Source organism: Niastella sp. sgz303648 (assembly GCF_059587045.1).
The window spans coordinates 44,562-66,115 of record NZ_JCAPSW010000025.1; the positions used below are offsets into that span (position 1 = coordinate 44,562).

Sequence of the window (21,554 nt, forward strand, 5' to 3'; positions counted from 1 at the left end):
CGAATCTGGCCGGAAAATAATTCAAACAAGGTATTGGAAAGAAAAGGTCCAAAGAAGTTTGAAATACGACAACTTGTACTTTTTGAGAAAATCTGATAATTCGGATTATTTTAAAAAAGAATTGTTTTTCGAATTAGATCCCTCTGTTACCAGTAGTATTGCAGGTATTTGTGACAATGATTCTTATTTAATATTTACCTGGTATCTGGCAGTCATTAGCCTTTTAATTCATAAATATTCCGGCCACGGGCATATTTATTCGGTTGCAGACATATTAAGCAGAAGACACGATGGCAGTGAGCAATTACAGAAAATCTTATTAGACTGTAGAATAGAGGATAAAGCTGATTTTAAGTCTGTTTTTAATGATCTTAAGAAAGAAATAAACGACTCGGCTTCTTCGGATTTTATTCTTTCTGAAGACGGACTAAGCGGTTACACCAATTGTAATTTGCATATCGCTTTAGTCGCTTATACGGAATCAGCGTTTGCAGATCAATATAAAGATCATGGTTTGGTTATAATGCTTTCCCAATGGCCTGAAGTTACCGGCCTGCGGGTTGCTTTTAATTCATTACAGTTTGAGGAATTTGTCGTTTGCAATTTGATAAATAATTTCATGAGTTTGGCAAGTGAGGTACTCCGGAACCCCTATAAAACGATAAACAGCTATAATTATATCAACCCGCAGGAAATATCATTAATAACGGACTCATTTAACCGCGAATGGATCACCTATGACAAAGAAGAACAGCTGGTGGCGGGTATTTGCCGGCAATGCGGTGTGAGTGGCGATAAGGTAGCCGTTTATGATGGGAACAGGATACTCACCTATAAGGAACTGGACTTTCAGTCGAATGGAATAAGCGGATGTTTGCAAAAGAATTTTTCCCTTCGAAAGGGAGACAGGATTGGCATTTTTATGGATCGTTGCACCGATATGATCTGTACCATCCTGGGCATCATGAAGAGCGGTGGGGTTTTCGTTCCGATAGACACCAAATATCCTTTACAGCGGGTGTCAGATATTATAGCCGACAGCGGCCTGTCGGTGATGATCACCGATTCGTTTTATATGAACGATGTACAGGCAATATACAGTGGCAGATTGTTTGTAGTTGATTTGCAGCAGGAGGGTATATACGCATTGGGCGCCTATGAAAGCGAGGCCGGTGCTGGTAAAGAAGACGGCTGTTATCTATTATATACGTCCGGTTCAACCGGCAGGCCCAAAGGCATACAGATCAGCCATGGAAGCATATCGAACTATATATCCTGGGCAAACAGGTATTATTTTGAAGGAGCAAACGGATACCGGTTTGCATTTTTCACCTCCCCCTCCTTTGATCTGACGCTTACCAGCCTGTTTAGCACCTTACTGCGGGGCGATTGTATGGAAGTATATCGTGAAGCGGAGGTAAGCAGCATACTGGGCGCTATATTTAGCCTGCATACGCCTGTGAACACGGTAAAATTAACGCCGTCGCACATCGACGTGCTGAAGGGGATGAACGTTAGCGAAACAAACATAAGAAAGGTAATTGTGGGCGGCGAGGCGTTGCAAAGCCATCATGTGACGTATTTGCAAAGCCTCAATGAAAGCATTGAAATATATAACGAGTACGGACCAACGGAAACCACGGTAGGGTGTACGGTTAAGAAAATATCTATTGGCGATGAGATCAATATCGGCAGACCCATGGCGGGTAACCGGATATACATAGTGGATGAGCAGATGAATTTGCAGCCGGTAGGCATAGCGGGCGAGATCATTGTGGCAGGCCCGGGTGTGGCTCAGGGATATTTCAATAACCCGTTGGAGACCGCACAGAAATTTGTGTTGCCCCAAAACCCACAAATAGCAGAGGAGCGGGTGTACCTGACAGGCGACAGAGGCCGGTGGTTGCCGGATGGTGAGATTGCCTTTTTGGGTCGCAAAGACAGACAGGTAAAGCTGCGCGGACAGCGCATAGAACCAGGCGAAATAGAGCAGGTGCTTTGCCGGCAGGAAGGCATAGCGGAAGCAATTGTTGTTTTACATGATAACCAACTGATCGGGTATTATAAGTCAACGGTGGCAAAAGAGTTCGATGCTTCGGTACTGGAAAATATACTTCCTGACTATATGATCCCCCGGCGCTATATCCGTATTGAAAAAATACCGCTGACGATCAATGGCAAAATTGATTACGACCAACTTCCCGACCCTGCAGCGGCCGGAAAAGATAAAGAGATCATAGCACCGGCAACGGAAAAAGAAAGGTTATTGGTAAACATCTGGAAGGATGTGCTGGGTAAAGAAGAGATCAGTACCGATGACAATTTCTTTGCCCTTGGCGGAGACTCGATCAGGGCCATTAGTCTGGTAAGTAAAATTAACCGGGAATTCAATACTTCACTGGAAGTTAAGCATGTCTTTAGTCATCAAACAATCATAGCCCTGAATAACGTATTGGGTTCAAAAGAGGATGCCGGGTCAGGCGAAAATGACATGAACATTGCTCAATATTTTGATGACTTCAGGAATAAAGTGCTAAGCAATGGCATTAATAAAACGATAGATGTTGACTCATGGGAAGACATTTATCCATTGAGCGATATAGAACTGGGTATGATATTCCATAACCAGATGCAAAAAGGTTCAGCTACCTATCACGACCAGTTCTTTTATCAGTTTCAGGATGCAGATTTTAATTTTCCCAGGCTACAATACGCCTTCCAACAGCTTACAGATAAGCATGACATTTTAAGAGCTAAATATGTAGTTGGCAACAATGAGTTATTCTATAAAATTGTGATGAAAGCGGTAGCTATTTCGGATAAGATCACTTATACTGATATCTCATTACAGGTTGCAACCCGGCAAAAAGAAATTATAGAAAAAGATATGCAGGCTGATCGTGAAAACGGATTTGGCGAAGAGGCCGGACTGTGGCGAATGATGGCGTATAATTTAGGTAATAATGAAATTGGCCTTCTGTTTAGTTTTCATCATGCTATAATTGATGGATGGAGCAGGGCATCACTAATTACTGAGCTGAATAATATTTACCAGAGCTTGAAACGAAATGAATACATCCCTGTACAACATCTTAAGAGTTCTTATAAGGATTATGTTCGTGAACAGCTGAAGGTTTCAAAGGATGAACACATTATAGGATTCTGGAAGAAAGAGCTAAGCAACCTGTCTTTTACCGGATTACCCTTTAAAAGCGGTTCCTTTGGCCAAAAGGAAATAACGAAGAGGTATTACTTTGAGCTGGAGGATTCCATACAAAAGGAGCTTGCAGCGTTTTCAAAGAAAACCGGTATAAGTATTAAGCACATCAGTTTCGCTGTATTTGTATACCTCATCTGGATAACTACCGGAAAACAGGATGTTATAGTAGGGTTAGTGTCGGATGGCAGGCCCGCAATGGAAGACGGTGAGAAGATAATCGGATGCTTTTTAAATTCAATTCCATTCAGGTTTAAAATGGAAACGGCTGATATTTCCGGAGAAGATTATTTTCAGCTTATCAATGAGAAGTTGGCCAACCTGAAAAAAGTTGACCGGCTTTCGCTGATCCAGATTAAAAGATTGATTAGCGCAGAAAGTAATAATCCTGTTTTTGATATTTTGTTCAGCTATGTGGATTTCTACATCTACCGGGAAGCCAGAAATGTTTTTGTTGTTGATTCAATGGTCGATTACTTCGAAAGTACCAATACTAATTTTGATTTTGGATTTGGCAGTGCAAACGGGCAAATGGGGTATAGTATTGCCTATAACCCTGTTATCTATACTGAAAGTGAAATAAAATATTTTGGATCATATTATAAACGATTACTGACATTTTTGATTGAAAGCAGCCATTTACCGCTGTCATCGGCTGCCTTCATTGGTCCGCAGGAAATATCATTAATAACTGACTCATTTAACCGCGAATGGGTCACCTATGACAAAGACGAACAGCTGGTGGCGGGTATTTGCAGGCAATGCGGTGTGAGTGGCGATAAGGTAGCCGTTTATGATGGGAACAGGATACTCACCTATAAGGAACTGGACTTTCAGTCGAATGGAATAAGCGGATGTTTGCAAAAGAATTTTTCCCTTCGAAAGGGAGACAGGATTGGCATTTTTATGGATCGTTGCACCGATATGATCTGTACCATCCTGGGCATCATGAAGAGCGGTGGGGTTTTCGTTCCGATAGACACCAAATATCCTTTGCAGCGGGTGTTGGATATTATAGCCGACAGCGGCCTGACGGTGATGATCACCGATTCGTTTTATATGAACGATGTACAGGCAATATACAGTGGCAGATTGTTTGTAGTTGATTTGCAGCAGGAGGGTATACACGCATTGGGCGCCTATGAAAGCGAGGCCGGTGCTGGTAAAGAAGACGGCTGTTATCTATTATATACGTCCGGTTCAACCGGCAGGCCCAAAGGCATACAGATCAGCCATGGAAGCATATCGAACTATATATCCTGGGCAAACAGGTATTATTTTGAAGGAGCAAACGGATACCGGTTTGCATTTTTCACCTCCCCCTCCTTTGATCTGACGCTTACCAGCCTGTTTAGCACCTTACTGCGGGGCGATTGTATGGAAGTATATCGTGAAGCGGAGGTAAGCAGCATATTGGGAGCCATATTTAGCCTGGATACGCCTGTGAACACGGTAAAATTAACGCCGTCGCACATCGACGTGCTGAAGGGAATGAACGTTGACAAAACAAACATAAGAAAGGTAATTGTGGGCGGCGAGGCGTTGCAAAGCCATCATGTGATGTATTTGCAAAGTCTCAATGAAAGCATTGAAATATATAACGAGTACGGACCAACGGAAACAACGGTAGGGTGTACGGTTAAGAAAATATCTATTGGCGATGAGATCAATATCGGCAGACCCATGGCGGGTAACCGGATATACATAGTGGATGAGCAGATGAATTTGCAGCCGGTAGGCATAGCGGGCGAGATCATTGTGGCAGGCCCGGGTGTGGCTCAGGGATATTTCAATAACCCGTTGGAGACAGCACAGAAATTTGTGTTGCCCCAAAACCCACAAATAGCACAGGGACGGGTGTACCTGACAGGCGACAGGGGCCGGTGGTTGCCGGATGGTGAGATTGCCTTTTTGGGTCGCAAAGACAGACAGGTAAAGCTGCGCGGACAGCGCATAGAACCAGGCGAAATAGAGCGGGTGCTTTGCCGGCAGGAAGGCATAGCGGAAGCGATTGTTGTTTTACATGATAACCAACTGATCGGGTATTATAAGTCAACAGGGGTAAAAGAGTTCGATGCTTCGGTACTGGAAAATATACTTCCTGACTATATGATCCCCCGGCGCTATATCCGTATTGAAAAAATACCGCTGACGATCAATGGCAAAATTGATTACGACCAACTTCCCGACCCCGCAGCGGCCGCAAAAGATAAAGAGATCATAGCACCGGCAACGGAAAAAGAACGGTTATTGGTAAACATCTGGAAGGATGTGCTGGGTAAAGAAGAGATCAGTACCGATGACAATTTCTTTGCTCTTGGCGGCGACTCGATATTCGCGATTCAAATTTGTGCCCGTGTTCAGAACACGGGATATAATCTTGAAGTAAACGATATTTTTAACAGGAAATATATTAAAGAGATTGCTGAGAGCCTGACCGAATTAACAGTGAAAGCTGATCAGGGAATAATATCGGGGGAATCACCGTTAACACCTATCCAACACCGTTTCTTTTCTCATTACAAAATAAATCCAAACAGATTTCATCAGAACCTCATACTTAAATTAACCAGGAAGCGTCCCATAGCAATACTGAATAAAATTTTTGCAAAACTAATAACGCATCACGATGCTTTACGGATGGAGTTTGAAACAGACGATTACACAAGAGAAATAGTGCAGATAAACAGATCCAATGACCTAAGGTTTGATGTTGAGTTATTGGGCAAATTTAATGAATTTGATAGTGCGTGTTTAAGGGATAAAATTGAGTCACTTCATGAAAGCATTCAACTAAAAAAATCATCCCTCATCAGGGTTGGGGAATTTGAAGTAGGGCATGATCAGTATATTATCATTGCTATTCATCATTTGGTGATCGATGGTATATCCTGGAGGATCCTGCTCGAGGATATTGAACAATTGCTGAACGCAGGAGAAGATGCTGCGTTACCATTGAAAACTGATTCATATAAAAATTGGGCCGGCGTATTGCATAAATACGGTTCCCGGGAAACGCTGATTGAAGAAAATAGTAAAATATGGAAGAAGATGCTGTATGCAGGCACAGACAGGATAATTGAACCTGAACTGAATGCCGGTACATCGGATCTTATAAAGGATGAGGAAGTTGTTTCGATAGCCATCGAACCTGAAACAACGGCTAAATTAACAGGAGAGTCGTTGCATGCAACATTAAAAACAGAAATTACTGATTTTCTGATATGTGCTTTGGGATTAACCTATAAAAATCTGTTTAGTCGCAGGAAATTTTATGTAGCTGTAGAGTCGCATGGAAGAGAAGAAAATTTCCCCGGCATTAATATTAACAGAACGGTAGGATGGTTTACCAATATTTATCCCGTTGTTTTTGATTTGGAAAAAAGCGACAATTTATTTGCTTTATTAGGGGAATTTAAGGACACGCATAAACTGGCATCGAAGGGTGCTATTGCATATAATGTTGAAAAATATAGGCATCCTGATTTCAAGGCGCCGGAATATCCTGAACCTGCCGTGGTTTTTAATTATCTGGGACATTTTAATAAAAGAAAGAATGATTCCTTTGAAATAGTATCGGTGAATGCCGGAAAATTAGTTTGTGAAGAAAATGTAAGAGAGTATCAGTTTAGCTTTTCGGGGATTGTTGCAGATGGTAAATTCAATATACAACTCTCCTTTAACAGAAATCATTTTACTAAAAAAAGCATGATTTCATTGCTGGAACATTATAAAAAGAACCTGGAAGTATTGATCGAAACAATCGAACGTATCGATGAAAATATTTTGACCCCAACCGATTTAACCTACCAGGAATTATCAACTGACGATCTTAACCAGATTAACGCCCTTCTGTAGGAAGGGCAGCATTGTGTTCGATCACATCTTATTTTAATTCTACAATTCGCCGCATGAGTCAAAAATTTGATGATATCTATGAATTAACGCCATTGCAGGAGGGTATGCTATTTCATACGCTTGTAAATAAGTCAACACCCACCTATCTGGAGCAACGTTCATTCAGGGTAATGGGAGAAATCGATCGGGATAAGTTCAATGAAGCATTCAGGTTCGTTTTTAAAAGACATGATATTTTAAGAACAGCGTTTATTTATGATAAAATAGACAGACCGCTGCAAATAGTTTTAAAGAACAGGTTACCTGAAATTTATTACAATGAAATTGCCTGTTTGACCAGGCCGGCTGAAATAAATTCTTTTATTGAAGAATTTAAAGAATCTGACAGGAAAAATTCATTCGATTTGAGTAAGGATATACTCATGAGAATAAGTATTATAAAAGTGGGAGCAGGGGAATACGAATTGATCTGGACCTGGCATCACATATTGTTTGATGGGTGGTGCACAAAAACATTGGCCGTTGAAGTTTTGAAGGTTTATCATGCTTTACTGGAAAACAAACAACCGGAGCTTGCACCGGCAGTACCCTATAAAGAATATATCAAGTGGATAAAAGCACGTTCAAAAGAAGATCTTGAAAGATATTGGCAGCATTATGTTAAGGGATTTGGAACGATCAGTTGTTTGTTGAATTATGAAAACAGGAACCGGTTCGGGCAGCATTATCATAAGGCACATGCGGAATACAATTTTAGTTCAGCGGTAACTGCTGAACTGGTTAAACTGGGTAAACAAAATCAGATAACGCAAAATATTCTGTTAAAGACTATCTGGGCTGTTTTACTGTTTAAATATAATAATGTGAACGATGTGCTGTTCGGTGAAGTAGTTTCCGGACGGCCGCCCGAGATTAAAGGAGTAGAACATATAATAGGGCTATTTATCAATACAATACCCATCAGGTTTACATGTAAGCCAACAGATACTTTTTTGAATGTGGCAACCGTTGCTCAGAAAAATGCGATCATTACCAATGAATACCATCATTTTCCATTGGTGAACATTAAGAAATATGCAGATGTGGAGGGGGAATTGTTCAATCATCTTTTTAGTTTTCAGAATTATCCCGAAGACAATAACGGCGGCCGGGAGTCGAAAAATAAAATTGAAATAATTGAGGCCGGCTTTTTTGATCAAACCAGTTATGATTTTGAAATTTCCATTTTCCCAGGTGACCGGCTTTCGGCAAAAATCGGGTTTAATAGTATTGTATATAGTAAGGAAACTATTGACAGTATCATGGGCCACTATTCAAACCTGATTCATCAGGTACTTGAATCTCCGCATATACCAATAAGTGATTTGTCGATATTATCTGCAAGCGAAAAAAAGGAAATACTGGCAATGAGCCGGGGCCCGGTTTTGGAGATTGATGAGAACAGGCCCGTGGATATGCTGATAGATGAAGCTTGCCTGAAATATCCTTCAAAAACTGCCATCCGGTTTGGAGAGCAGGAAGTAAGTTACGAATCACTGTATAAGAAGAGTAATCAGATAGGAAATTATTTGCACGGGAGGGGTGTTGGTAAAGACGATGTGGTAGCAATTTTAATGGATCGCAGCCCGCAGTTTATTGAAAGTATGTTGGGAATATGGAAAGCCAATGCGGCTTACATGCCCATCGATCCTTCTCTTCCCGAAAGCAGGATCATGCAGATGATTGAAGAATCGGCAGCGAAGTACCTGGTGTTTGGTTCAGGCTATCTTGATCTGGCGGATAAACTGGTTTGGGAAAGCAAAACATTGGAGGGCTATTTATGTTTGGATAAAGACAAAGTTGTGCATACGCCATTGTATAAAACCTTTCAGGAACGGAGGGCGTTTTGGGAAGCTGTAGGAGAAGATGCCAGTGATGACATTACTGCCGGTGGATGGTATAGCAGCTATACTGGTAAGCCATTAAGCCCCCGGGAAATGAAAGAATATGCAAACAATATTGTAATAAAGCTCACGCCTTATTTAAATAAAAGCGCCAGGGTTTTGGAAATTGGCTGCGGATCAGGATTTACCATGTTTAAACTGGCTCCCATGGTGGCAGAATATGTAGGCCTCGATCAATCGGCCGTTGTGTTATCACTCAATGAAAAAGTTATATCAAGGCAACAGATAAAAAACATTAAGCAGCTACAATTACCTGCCCATCTGCTTTCAGACCTGGAAGAAAATGAGTTCGACATAATAATACTCAATAGTGTAATTCAGGATTTTGAAAGCTATCAATATTTGAAAGAAGTACTGCATGCAGCCATAGGGTTGTTGAAAGAAAAGGGGGTGCTATTCATTGGTGATGTTATGGACCTTAATCAAAAACAGCAGATGCAGGATTCATTGGAAGCATTTAAAAAAGAACATGCCGGAGCAGGATACATTACCAAAGTTAACTGGTCGAATGAATTGTTTGTTCCCAGGCGCTTTTTTGATGACTGGCAGTGTGAGAGCCCTGTGATCAGTAAAGTTGAGCATACAACAAAGATTGGAACACTGGAGAATGAGTTAACAAGGTTCAGATACGATTCAATAATAGTGATTGATAAAAAGAACGCAGGGGGTGGAAGAAAGGACTATCGCAGTAAACAACTTGATTTTTCGGCGGATCTGCTTCAATGCTCAGATGCCCACGCAGAACACAGGCAGCCGGATGCTGCAGCGTTAGCCTATGTTTTATTTACCTCGGGGTCTACAGGCACTCCTAAAGGTGTAATGATAGAACACAGGGGAATGCTCAATCACAAATTGTACATGGCTTCTTCGCTGAATATCGGTGCTGGTACCGTAGTGGCGCAAACGGCATCACAATCATTTGACATCTCCGTTTGGCAGTTTATAACCGCATTGATACAGGGAGGCACTACTGCGATATATACTGAAGATAGCCTGCAGCATGTCGAAGATTTTTTGCATCGGCTTGAATCAGACAAAGTAGAAATTCTGGAAATTGTTCCCGGATATTTGCAAACGGTTCTGGAAATTATAGAAGATACAGGATTTCGATTCTCTTCATTAAAATATCTTATTGTAACCGGTGAACTGGTTTCGGTACAGCTAATTGAACGATGGTTCAGTTATTTCCCCGGCATTACGTGTATTAATGCCTATGGCCCGGCAGAAGCCGGAGATGATGTGGCATTATTTGTTATGAACAGGTTGCCCGATGACAACCTTGTTCCCATAGGCAAACCCATACAAAATATACAGGTTTATGTAATGAATACCGATGGCCAGTTATGTGCACCCGGTGTTAAAGGGGAGATCTGTGTATCGGGAATGGGCGTGGGCAGGGGATATATTAACCGGTTGGCCAACGTATCTTTTACCAATGATCCTTTTTTTGCCGGGGAGAGAATGTATAAAACAGGCGACCTGGGTAAATATTTACCGGATGGCAACCTGGTCTTTTTGGGAAGGCGCGACAGTCAGGTAAAAGTGAGAGGCTACCGGATAGAGTTGGGCGAAATTGAATCCTGTGTAAACAGCATACCCGCCATTGGGTTGTCGGCAGCGATTATTTACCGGGAAGGGGAAAATGCAGATCAGCAGATACATGTATATGTTGAGCTACGGCCCAATGAAATTATAACGGTAGAGCAGATACGCGAAACACTGAAAAAGAACCTGCCCGGCTATATGCTGCCGGCCGGGATCATGATTTTGGATCGAATGCCCTTGCTGTCGAACGGGAAGATAAACCGGAAAGCGCTGTTGACTCAGGCAGATCTTCATACCGTCGGGAATGCGTACCAGGCGCCGGAAACAGAAACAGAGAAAATACTGGCCGGAATATGGCAGGAGATACTAGGTGTAGAGAAAGTTGGGTTGCACGACAATTTCTTTGAACTGGGCGGGCACTCATTGAAGGCGATCAGGTTAGCCTCGGCTATCCATAAGGCAATAAATGTGAAGGTCAATTTGAGGGATATATTTTTTCATCCTGTACTGAAAGATTTCAGCCAATTGGTCGAAAGCGCCAAAATTGCTGTTTATGCCAATATTTCGGCGCTTCCTGAAAAAAAGAGGTATCGGATCTCTCACGCACAAAGAAGACTGTGGGTGTTATCGCAATTTGAAGCCACCTCCATTGCTTACAATGAATGCGAAGCTTATGATATTACAGGCGATCTCAACAGAACAATTTTAGAAAAAGCAATTACTATATTAATTAAACGGCATGAAATATTACGAACCTCATTTGAACATAAGGAAAATGAAATATTCCAAAGAGTACATGATCCGGCTGATCTGGATTTTAAAATACAATACATCAGCCTTGAATCGGAAATAGATCCGGATGGTGAAGTTTATAAAATTATAGACCGCTCCGTTCACCTGGATTTTGATCTTGAACAGGCCCCTCTGATGAGGATCACCTTAATGAAGATGTCTGATAAACGGCATGCCGTTCTTGTATGCATGCATCACATTATTAATGATGGCTGGTCTGATTCAATATTCATGAACGATCTGCTGACAATATATAGTTGTTTGCAGGAAGGGAAAGAAATACAATTGCCCCCGTTGTTGATTCAGTACAAAGATTTTTCAGAATGGCAGAATAAAGAACTGGAAAGTGATTCATATATAAATCATAGAAATTACTGGTTAAATAAACTCTCCGGCGAATTACCTGTGCTGGAATTGCCCTGCTCATACGACCGGCCCGCTAATATTACATATAATGGTAAAGAACTGAGTTTTGATTTTACCCAAAAGTTAAGTAAACGGATTAATGATTTCAGTGCCAAACAGGAAATAACGCTTTTTTCGACGCTTACAGCAATTTTGAAGGCCCTGTTCTATAAATACACAAATGAAAAAGACATCGTAATTGGCACTTACAATGGTAGCCGCGATCATCCTGATCTGGAGAACCAGATCGGTTTTTATATAAATACATTAGTGCTGAGGGATCAGATAGATATTGATCAAACTTTTATTTCTTTTGCCCATTCGGTTGGTAAAACCATTCTGGAATCATTGGAGCATAGGGTATATCCCTTTGATGTATTGATAGATGAACTGAAAGTAAAGCGCGATTTAAGCAGGGCGCCTCTTTTTGATGTTTTGATAGGCTTGCAAAACTTCAATGATATGGTTCAAAGAAGAGGAACCTTCAGGGCATTTACAAATAATTTCCACATCAGAGAATTTAAGGTTGATAAACTTACGAGTATATATGATCTGAATTTTATGTTCAGGCAAGAGGAGGATTGCCTTCACCTCAATGTGAGATTCAATACGGATATTTATTCTGATCAGGATATCAACAGAATAGTCAATCACTATAAAACGATAGCCGACTGGCTTTTGAGCAGGCCGTATGCAAAAATTCGCAAGGCTGAATATCTTTCCGATGCAGACCGGCGCGAATTAGATGCCTTCCATTCAAATAAAGAAATAGATTGGAATGTAAACCTTTTTAGCCTGGTAAAAACCAATGCGGCGGCTTTCCCCGAAAAGGTGGCAGTCGTACAAAACGATCAGGCTATTACTTACCGGGATTTATATAATAATGTAGCGCAAATCGGGAATTTTTTAAACAGCATAAATACCCGGGGAGCAATTGTTGCTGTTCTCATGGATCGATCGATTCAATGGGTCGAATCAATTCTGGCGATCTGGGGCGCCAATGCTATTTACCTGCCATTGAATCCCACAGATCCTATTGAACGTCTCTTATATTTTTTAAATGATGCGCAATCGCATTTCCTGCTATTTGAATCAAAATATGCTGAACTTGCCTATGCATTACAGTGGAGAGCGCAGGCAATACATTCGATTTTTTGTGTAAATAGCCCCGATTTTTACAGCCTGGTCAATACTGGCAGGGATAAGCTATCAAAGGAATTGTGGGAATATATTGGTGAAAAGGGCGTTGATGAAATAACAGCCGGCGGATGGATAAACAGCTATACCGGCAAACCGTTTTCGGGTCAGGAAATGGAAGAATATGCGAATAATGCCTTTCAAAAACTGGCTCCCTATATTAACAAAAACTCTAAAGTACTTGAAATTGGTTGCGCCTCCGGAATTACCATGTTTGCAATAGCTCCTTTTGTTGATCAATACGTTGCAACAGACATCTCCGGGGTTATCATTCAGAACAATGAGCGGGAAATTGCAAAAAGGAAACTAAAAAATGTTAAGCAATATTGTTTGCCGGCTATTGATATAAACAAGCTCGATGAAAAGGATTTCGATGTTATCATTCTCAATAGTGTAATTCAAAATTTTAGTGGTTACAATTACCTCGGGAAAGTTTTGAGATCGTGCATTGATCTTTGCGGTAAGAAAGGAATTATTTTTTTGGGGGATCTGATGGATGAAAATAAGCGTGAAGAGCTGGAAGCGTCTTTTTTTCAATATCAAAGAATGAATGATAATCCGGCAAATGTAAAAACCGACTGGAGCAATGAGCTTTTTGTAAGTAAAAAGTTTATTGATAATCTTATAAATCAGATATGGGAAATAAAGAAAATTCACCATTCCCCTAAAATAGGATTGATCAGAAATGAATTAACCGAATTCAGATTCGATTCAATTATAGAAATAGATAAAGTAAGTCAAAAGAATAGATTTATTGGTCAGGCAGCATTCAATCAATACGATACCAGCTATTGCAAAAGTGACGGGGAAACATATGCCGATTGCCAACCTGATGGGCCCGATCAGGCTGCCTATATTATTTACACGTCCGGCTCTACCGGAAAGCCTAAAGGAGCCATAGTTACGCATGGGGGAATGATGAATCATCTTTATTCAAAAAAAGAAGTATTACAGGTTACGAACGAAAGCATTATAGCGCAAAGCGCTTTCCCTACATTCGATATTTCAATCTGGCAATTTGCCCTGGGACTTGCAGTGGGAGGAGTCACCTGTATATTTGATAACAGTACTGTTCTGAATCCGGGTCTTTTCATCAATAGCTTACAGTTACATAAAGTAAATATTTTAGAAGTTGTACCGTCTTATTTAAACTCATTCCTGTATTTCATCGAGAGAAAAAACGATCCGGTAACCTTCAACGACCTGAAAATACTGGTTACATGTGGAGAGATACTTACTCCCGTGATGACACAAAGATGGTTTACTATTTTCCCCCACATTCCTATAGTGAATGCATATGGCCCTACTGAAGCTTCCTGTGATATTACTCATTATACAATAAAGTCAGCAATTGAAGGATCAAGGGTATTAGTTGGGAAAGCGGTACCTAATTTAAAAATCAGGATATTGAATGAAGAGATGCAGGTATGCCCTGTTAATGTGAAAGGAGAAATTGTTGTTTCGGGTATCGGGGTAGGGAAAGGGTATATCAATAATAAGCAAAAAGAAAGTGAAGTTTTTTTAGACGATCCGTTTGATAAATCAAATTACAGGATGTATAAAACTGGGGATGTTGGGAGGTATTTGCCAAATGGGGAAATCGACTTTTTTGGAAGGAAAGACAGTCAGGTAAAGATCAGGGGAATAAGGATTGAATTGGGAGAAGTTGAAGCTAATATCATGCGGCTCGAAATGGTAAATGCGTGTGCTGTTCTTATGAAGCAGAAGAACGGTGAAAATTACCTGCAGGCGTTTGTGAGTTTTGAGAAAAAAGATTTTGAAGACATTTCACGGCTAAGGCAGGAATTGGCGAAACATGTTCCCGAATATATGATCCCGGATAGTTTTATAATTCTTGATAAACTTCCCTTATTGTCAAGCGGAAAGATCGATAGACCGGCTTTGTCAAAAATTATTCCCGGGCAGGGACATTCGATTCGGGAAAATCAGGACCTGAACGCTACGGAAGAAATGCTTTATAAGCTATGGATGGAAGTAGTGGGGCATAGTAACTTTAAAAAGGAAGACAATTTTTTTTCGATTGGCGGGCATTCACTAAAAGCCATGAGATTAATTGGTTTGATCGAAGACCGTTTTAAAACGAACATAACCTTCAGGGAGTTATTTGTAAATTCTACCCTGGCTGCAATGGCCAACTTTATAATACTGGCACAACAAAATAAATATAATCGCATTGAGCCAATTGGTTATAGAGAGTATTATGAACTGTCTAATTCACAAAAGAGATTGTGGATCTTAAGCCAGTTTGAAAATGCGTCGAAAGCGTACAATCAATTTTACGCCTTTAAAATAAAAGGGATATTGAATGTGGATGTGGTGAGGCGATCACTCGCATTATTAGTGGAACGGCATGAAATATTAAGAACTGTTTTTCTTACGATAAATGAAGAGCCACTGCAAAAAGTGATTCCGGCGAATGAGTTCAGGATGCCCCTTGAATTTGTTGAGGATGGAGGATCGCTAAATGTGGCAGAAGAAGCTAAAAGGGAAGAAGATCAGCGATTTGATTTTGAAAAAGGCCCTCTCTTTAGAGTTAAGATCATACAAACGCAAAATGAGTGCTATGTTTTTTTATGCATGCATCATATTATTACAGATGGGTGGTCGGTTATGATATTCATGCGAGATTTCTTCCGGTTCTACGAAAGTATTGGCCGGGGCATACCGCCCGCGCTTCCAACGCTGAATATACAATATAAAGATTACGCTGCATGGAAGAACGACCATTTACAAGGCAGGTTTGGCAATGAATCTAAACAGTATTGGATGGAAAAACTGAAGGGTTACCTGCCAAAACTTGACTTACCTGTAATAACTAACCGGAGTAGTATACAATCCTATACCGGCATTTCTTTGAGTTTTCAATTGGATTCAGATGCATGCAGCGCGTTGAATTGTTTAAAAAAACAGTATGCGTGTAGCTCTTTTATCATTCTTAACAGCGTACTGAATATCCTGTTTTTCAAAATAACCAATCAGACGGACATTATCACAGGTACCATTGTTGCAGGCAGAGATCAGTCGGATATTCAGAACCTCATTGGATTTTTTGTAAATACAATACCTGTTCGCCTTACTGTTAACGGTAGCTTTACAGTAAATGAGTTTTTTATCAGGGCAAAGCAGGAGATCATAGAAGCATTGTCTTTTAGCCAATATCCGTTCGATAAACTATTGGATGATTTGAAAATCGACCGCGATTTATCAAGATCACCGTTGTTTGATGTACTGGTAGAGTATCAGGAGTTCGATGATATTTTCGATTGGCAACAACAAACAGAATTGCCGGATCATAACATTCAGTCATTGAAATTTGAATCAACAAAGAGTTTATTTGATATCAGTTTTATATTTTCCGGAAGTAATGACCAGATTAAACTTGACGTTGAGTTTAATTCAAATTTGTATTCCATCGATCAGATAAATAATTATGTTTCATTATTCAGCGATCTGTTGATAAGAATACCCGATTCATCGGGTGTGTTGATGGCTGATTTGAAATTGCTGTCTGCCGGCCTTGAAGCAGCAATATTGAAAATGGGCCAGGGACCTGTTGTTGAAATGGATGAGCAAAAACCCGAGGATATTTTGATAGATGAAATTTGCGGCAGGTATCCCGGCGAAAAGGCGATTCTGTTTGGCGAAGCAGCGATCAGCTATGCTGAACTATATGACAAAACCAATCAGATTGCCAATTATTTAAGTTCCAGGAAAATTGAAACGGAGAACGTGGTAGGCATCTTAATGGATCGAAGCCCGGAATTTATTGAGAGTATATTAGGAATATGGAAAGCCAATGCGGCTTATATGCCCATCGATCCCGCTTTGCCCGAAACCAGGATCATGCAGATGATTGATGAGTCATCAGCGAAGTATTTAATAGTTGGTCCCGGTTATCTGGATGTAGCCCGAAAGCTGGTATGTAACAACGAATCATTGCTGGGCTTTTTATGCCTTGATAACAACAAGGCTGATATCCGGGATCGGATGGATGACGGTGTTGCCGGTAAATTCCAGGATTATTCAGATGATTTATTATTGTGTTCTGCCTCTTATCCTCCACACAGGAAACCGTGTTTCACCAACCTGGCGTATGTTTTATTTACTTCGGGTTCAACAGGTATTCCCAAAGGCGTTATGATAGAGCACCGCAATATGCTCAATCACACAATGGCCAAGATCGCGTTGTTAAATATAAATTCCAATACGGTGCTGGCGCAAACAGCATCGCAATCATTTGATATTTCCGTTTGGCAGTTTATGGCCGCATTGATGCGGGGAGGAACTACGGTGATATATCCTGATAAGGTTGTTCTGGATGTTGAACACTTTTTGCATCGCCTCGAATCAGACAAGGTAGATATCCTGGAAATTGTTCCCAGTTATTTGCAAACGGTTCTGGAGATTATAGAAGATACAGGATTTCGATTCTCTTCATTGAAATACCTTATTGTTACCGGTGAAGCAGTCTCCGTTAGCCTTGTTGAGCGTTGGTTTACTTATTTCCCCGAAATACAACTCATCAATGCCTATGGTCCTGCAGAAGCCGGAGATGATGTCACGCATTGGGTGATGGACAAGCTTCCGGCAGACGGGAATGTTCCCATAGGCAAACCCATACAAAATATGCAGGTGTATGTAATGAATACCGATGGCCAGTTATGTGCACCCGGTGTTAAAGGGGAGATCTGTGTATCGGGAATGGGCGTGGGCAGGGGATATATTAACCGGTTGGCCAATGTATCTTTTACCAATGATCCTTTTTTTGCCGGGGAGCGAATGTATAAAACAGGCGACCTGGGTAAATATTTACCGGATGGCAACCTGGTATTTTTGGGAAGGCGCGACAGTCAGGTAAAAGTGAGAGGCTACCGGATAGAGCTGGGCGAAATTGAATCCTGTGTAAACAGCATACCCGCCATTGGGTTGTCGGCAGCGATTATTTACCGGGAAGGGGAGAACGCAGATCAGCAGATACATGTATATGTTGAGCTACGGCCCAATGAGCATATATCGGTAGAAAATATACGCGAAATACTGAAAAAGAACCTGCCCGGCTATATGCTGCCGGCCGGGATCATGATTTTGGATCGAATGCCCTTGCTATCGAACGGGAAGATAAACCGGAAAGCGCTGTTGACTCAGGCAGATCTGCATACAGCCGGGAATGCGTACCAGGCGCCGGAAACAGAAACAGAGAAAATACTGGCCGGAATATGGCAGGAGATACTGGGCGTAGAGAAAGTGGGTTTGCACGACAATTTCTTTGAACTGGGCGGTGATTCGCTCAGGCTGGTGAAGATATACAGAAAGGTGAGTAAAATATTTCCTTGTAAACTTGATTTAGCTGATTATTTCACCGCCAGAACCATTAGTGAACTGGCGGAAAAATTGGTAAAAAAAGGCACGGGTACATTTGGAAATAGTAACGAAGGGGGTACATTTTATCTTCAAAAAGTAATTGACCGGAATAAAAGTAACCTTTTTATGTTCCCGCCGGCGGGTGGGCTGGGAATAGCGTACAGAGACCTGGTTCAATATTTAGACCATACCTGCAATTGCCATCTATTCAATTACAGAGGAATGGGGAAAAATGAACAACCATTCATTGATCTGGAAGATGTGCGTACTTACTATGGCAATCTTGTACTTAATAAAGTAAATGCCACTGATGAAATTTGTTTGGTAGGCCTTTCAAGTGGCGGGAATTTAATTTTCGAAATAGCCGGTTTTCTGGAGAAAAAAGGTAGAAAATGTTTACTCATTATGTTGGATTCGGAGCCGACAGTTATTGAGGAACGTGAGGAATTTGTAAAGGCGTATATAGCGAATGTAGGAGCGTTCATAAACGATACCGAACAGGGAAAGATGTTCCTGGCCAGATATGAAAGTTCATTAAGAGCCTATATACACGTGTTCAATGCTGAAATGCAAAATGTAAATAAGGAGATCAAGTCAGATATAATTAATTTTATATGTAAGGCGTCGTCACATGAGGTTCGTTTGTGGGATAACTATACCAAAGGAACGGCCAGCTATATCACGCTGGAAGATGGTTCGCATATAGATTTTTTAGAAATAAAAGAAAATCTTAAATTGATTTCGAATGGGATTTGTCAGGTATTAACAAAAAGAGCCCTCCTATGACACTCACTCTGAAACGAATAATTAGCTGGTGCAGGTCATCAGCATTGGCTGTACTTGGGTTGACAATTTCAATCGCTGTAAGCTTTCTGATCTTCTGGTATATTGCGTATGAAACCAGTTACGATAAAAGTCATAAGAATTATGATCGGATCTACAGGCTGTCTATGGAAATTGCAGCAAATGGTTCAACCGATCATTATGCTGCTACGGGAGGTCTCCTGGGTTCTGAAATAGTCAAAAATTATCCGGCCATTGAAAGTTATGCGTCTTTCAGAATGATTGGAGGAAAGCCGGAGATAAAGCATAACAACAGTTCCTTTTTTGACGAAAAAATTTATGGAGTAAATAACGAAGTGTTTAAGATATTTTCCTTTGATTGTATAGAGGGAAATATTGCTAACGCCCTGAGTAATCCCGGCTCGATTGTGCTTACAGAAACACTTGCCCGAAAATTATTTGGTAATAAACCCTGTTTAAATGGATTTGTAAAGGTAAAAAACGATGCATTTAAAGTAACCGCAGTTATAAAAGATATTCCATCCAATTCAGATTTAACGTTCGATGCCCTGATCTACGATAAATACACGGCCGGGAATATAGAAGAAGGCATTCAATCTTATTTCGATACCAATTATTACACCTATGTTTTACTAAAGAACAACAGTTATGATGGGGCTGTTACCAGTGCATTGAATAATTTCGGCGATAAGGTGTTCAATCCAATGATTCAGAAAGCCGGGGTGGGCTTTAGCGTTAATTTCAAAAGTACTGCGCTCTCTAAACTTCACTTTAGCAAACCCCTGCAAATGGATACGCCAAAGGGCAATGCGAATAACCTTTATATTCTTTCTTTGCTGGCTTTATTTCTTTTAATTATCGGAATATCAAATTTTGTTAATTATAGTATAGTTATTTCATACAAAAAAGCTACGAGAGTAGGGTTGAAAAAATTGTACGGTGTAGAAAAAAAGAAGATTATCCGCGGATTTGTTGGCGACTCGGTCTTAGGTGTTTTTATTGCTATACTGCTTTCTATTGTAATTTTTTTACTGTCGGTAAAATACATAAATACACTTGGTAAAATTGAATTTATACCAGGGTTTGGTCAACTGCTCATTTTTGGGGGGCTTATTTTAATCCTGATTATTATAATCGGCGGCCTCGGTGGGTTTATTCCCGCGCATCACATGTTGGGCCAATCTATAGCAAAATTGCTCAAAAATAGAATGATGTTGGTTTCACATACTTCCTGGAGTCACAAAACAATCCTTTTTCTTCAATTAGCTATATCTGCCGGACTTATTATATTAACGCTTGAATTACACAGACAATTAACTTTTTTCAACACGTATGATCTCGGATTTAATACCGCGAATATATTGGTAGTGGATGTTCCTGAGGGTAATTATAATAGCAGGTTGGAAACCTTTAAGAAAGAGTTGCTTAACCGCACGGATATAGAGGATGTATCTTTTTGTACAACCGTTCCGGGCGAGGCTCCGGGCAAAGAGATATTTCACGGCATTTTAAATGAGAATAATAAAGAAGTTGTTTATTCTTATTTTAAAGCAGATGAAAATTATTTTAAATTATTAGGTATGCCGGTTGTGGATGGCAGATATTTTGATCGAACATCCGATGCCAATTCATTGGTAGTTACCAGAAGCTTTTTGAATAAGTTTCCTAAACTTACTATTTCCGGTATCAAAATTTCAATGGATACGGCAAAAAGTATTGTGGGGGTGATCAGGGATTTTCACCAGACTTCTTTTCACGATCTGATTGAACCAATAATAATTGGTAAACTAAATGTAAGGAAGGATGCCATTAATAAAGTTCTGATTAAAGCAAAATCAGGAAGTTTGAAAACTATCGGAAATGAATGGAAGAAATTAAACTTTGATGCTCCGTTTAATTATTATTATCTCAGCGATTATTTTAATAGTCAGTATTTGAAAGAAAACAAACTGCTGACCCTGTTTTTAGTGGTTTCTATAATTGCTATTATCGTTTCCTGTTTTGGTGTGTTCAGCATTGCATCTGTTATAATAAAGGGACGAATAAAGGAGCTGGCTATCAGATCAGTATTGGGGAGCAGCTTTACCAATAATTTAGTGCTTCTTTTCAGGCCGTTTGGATATATCGTGTTGGTTGTTTTCCTGCTTATTGGGCCCCTTTCTTATTATTTAATACAAAGATGGCGGGAGAATTATGCTTATTCTTCTGAAACATCGTTATTTCCATATATCTCAGCATTGATAATTATTTTGTTTTTAATCTCTGTTAACATCGCATATCCCTTTTACCGGTTATTCAGAGGCCGCGTGCCTAATTTACTCAAGAATGAGTAAATAATTCCTGAAGCATTTTTCTACCTGATAAATTACAATCGGTTGCCTACCGGCAGCGCCAGTTTGTTTATGACTTTA

3 protein-coding genes are annotated in these 21,554 nt (G+C 40.4%); all 3 read left to right on the forward strand.

From position 1 onward, the window contains the following. The first annotated feature begins 82 nt into the window (after positions 1 to 82). From AC59IL_RS36605 to AC59IL_RS36615, 3 genes are read left to right on the forward strand one after another with little or no spacing between them, the layout of a single operon-like run. On the forward strand, positions 83 to 7,075 hold the full coding sequence (locus AC59IL_RS36605) for an amino acid adenylation domain-containing protein (protein WP_496557212.1): 6,993 nt from the start codon (positions 83 to 85) through the stop codon (positions 7,073 to 7,075). A 53-nt stretch (positions 7,076 to 7,128) separates the two neighbouring features. Beyond that, complete coding sequence (locus AC59IL_RS36610) at positions 7,129 to 19,125, forward strand: amino acid adenylation domain-containing protein (protein WP_496557213.1); 11,997 nt, start codon at positions 7,129 to 7,131, stop codon at positions 19,123 to 19,125. Then, positions 19,122 to 21,476 (forward strand): ABC transporter permease, encoded by a 2,355-nt coding sequence (locus AC59IL_RS36615; RefSeq protein ID WP_496557214.1) that lies wholly within the window; start codon positions 19,122 to 19,124, stop codon positions 21,474 to 21,476. The genes AC59IL_RS36610 and AC59IL_RS36615 overlap by 4 nt, the downstream gene beginning before the upstream one ends. Positions 21,477 to 21,554: the final 78 nt, after the last annotated feature.

Excerpts from the sequence above, each read along its gene's own strand:
- AC59IL_RS36610 (WP_496557213.1), top strand. The coding sequence starts at position 7,129 with ATGAGTCAAAAATTTGATGATATCTATGAATTAACGCCATTGCAGGAG.
- AC59IL_RS36615 (WP_496557214.1), top strand. The coding sequence starts at position 19,122 with ATGACACTCACTCTGAAACGAATAATTAGCTGGTGCAGGTCATCAGCA.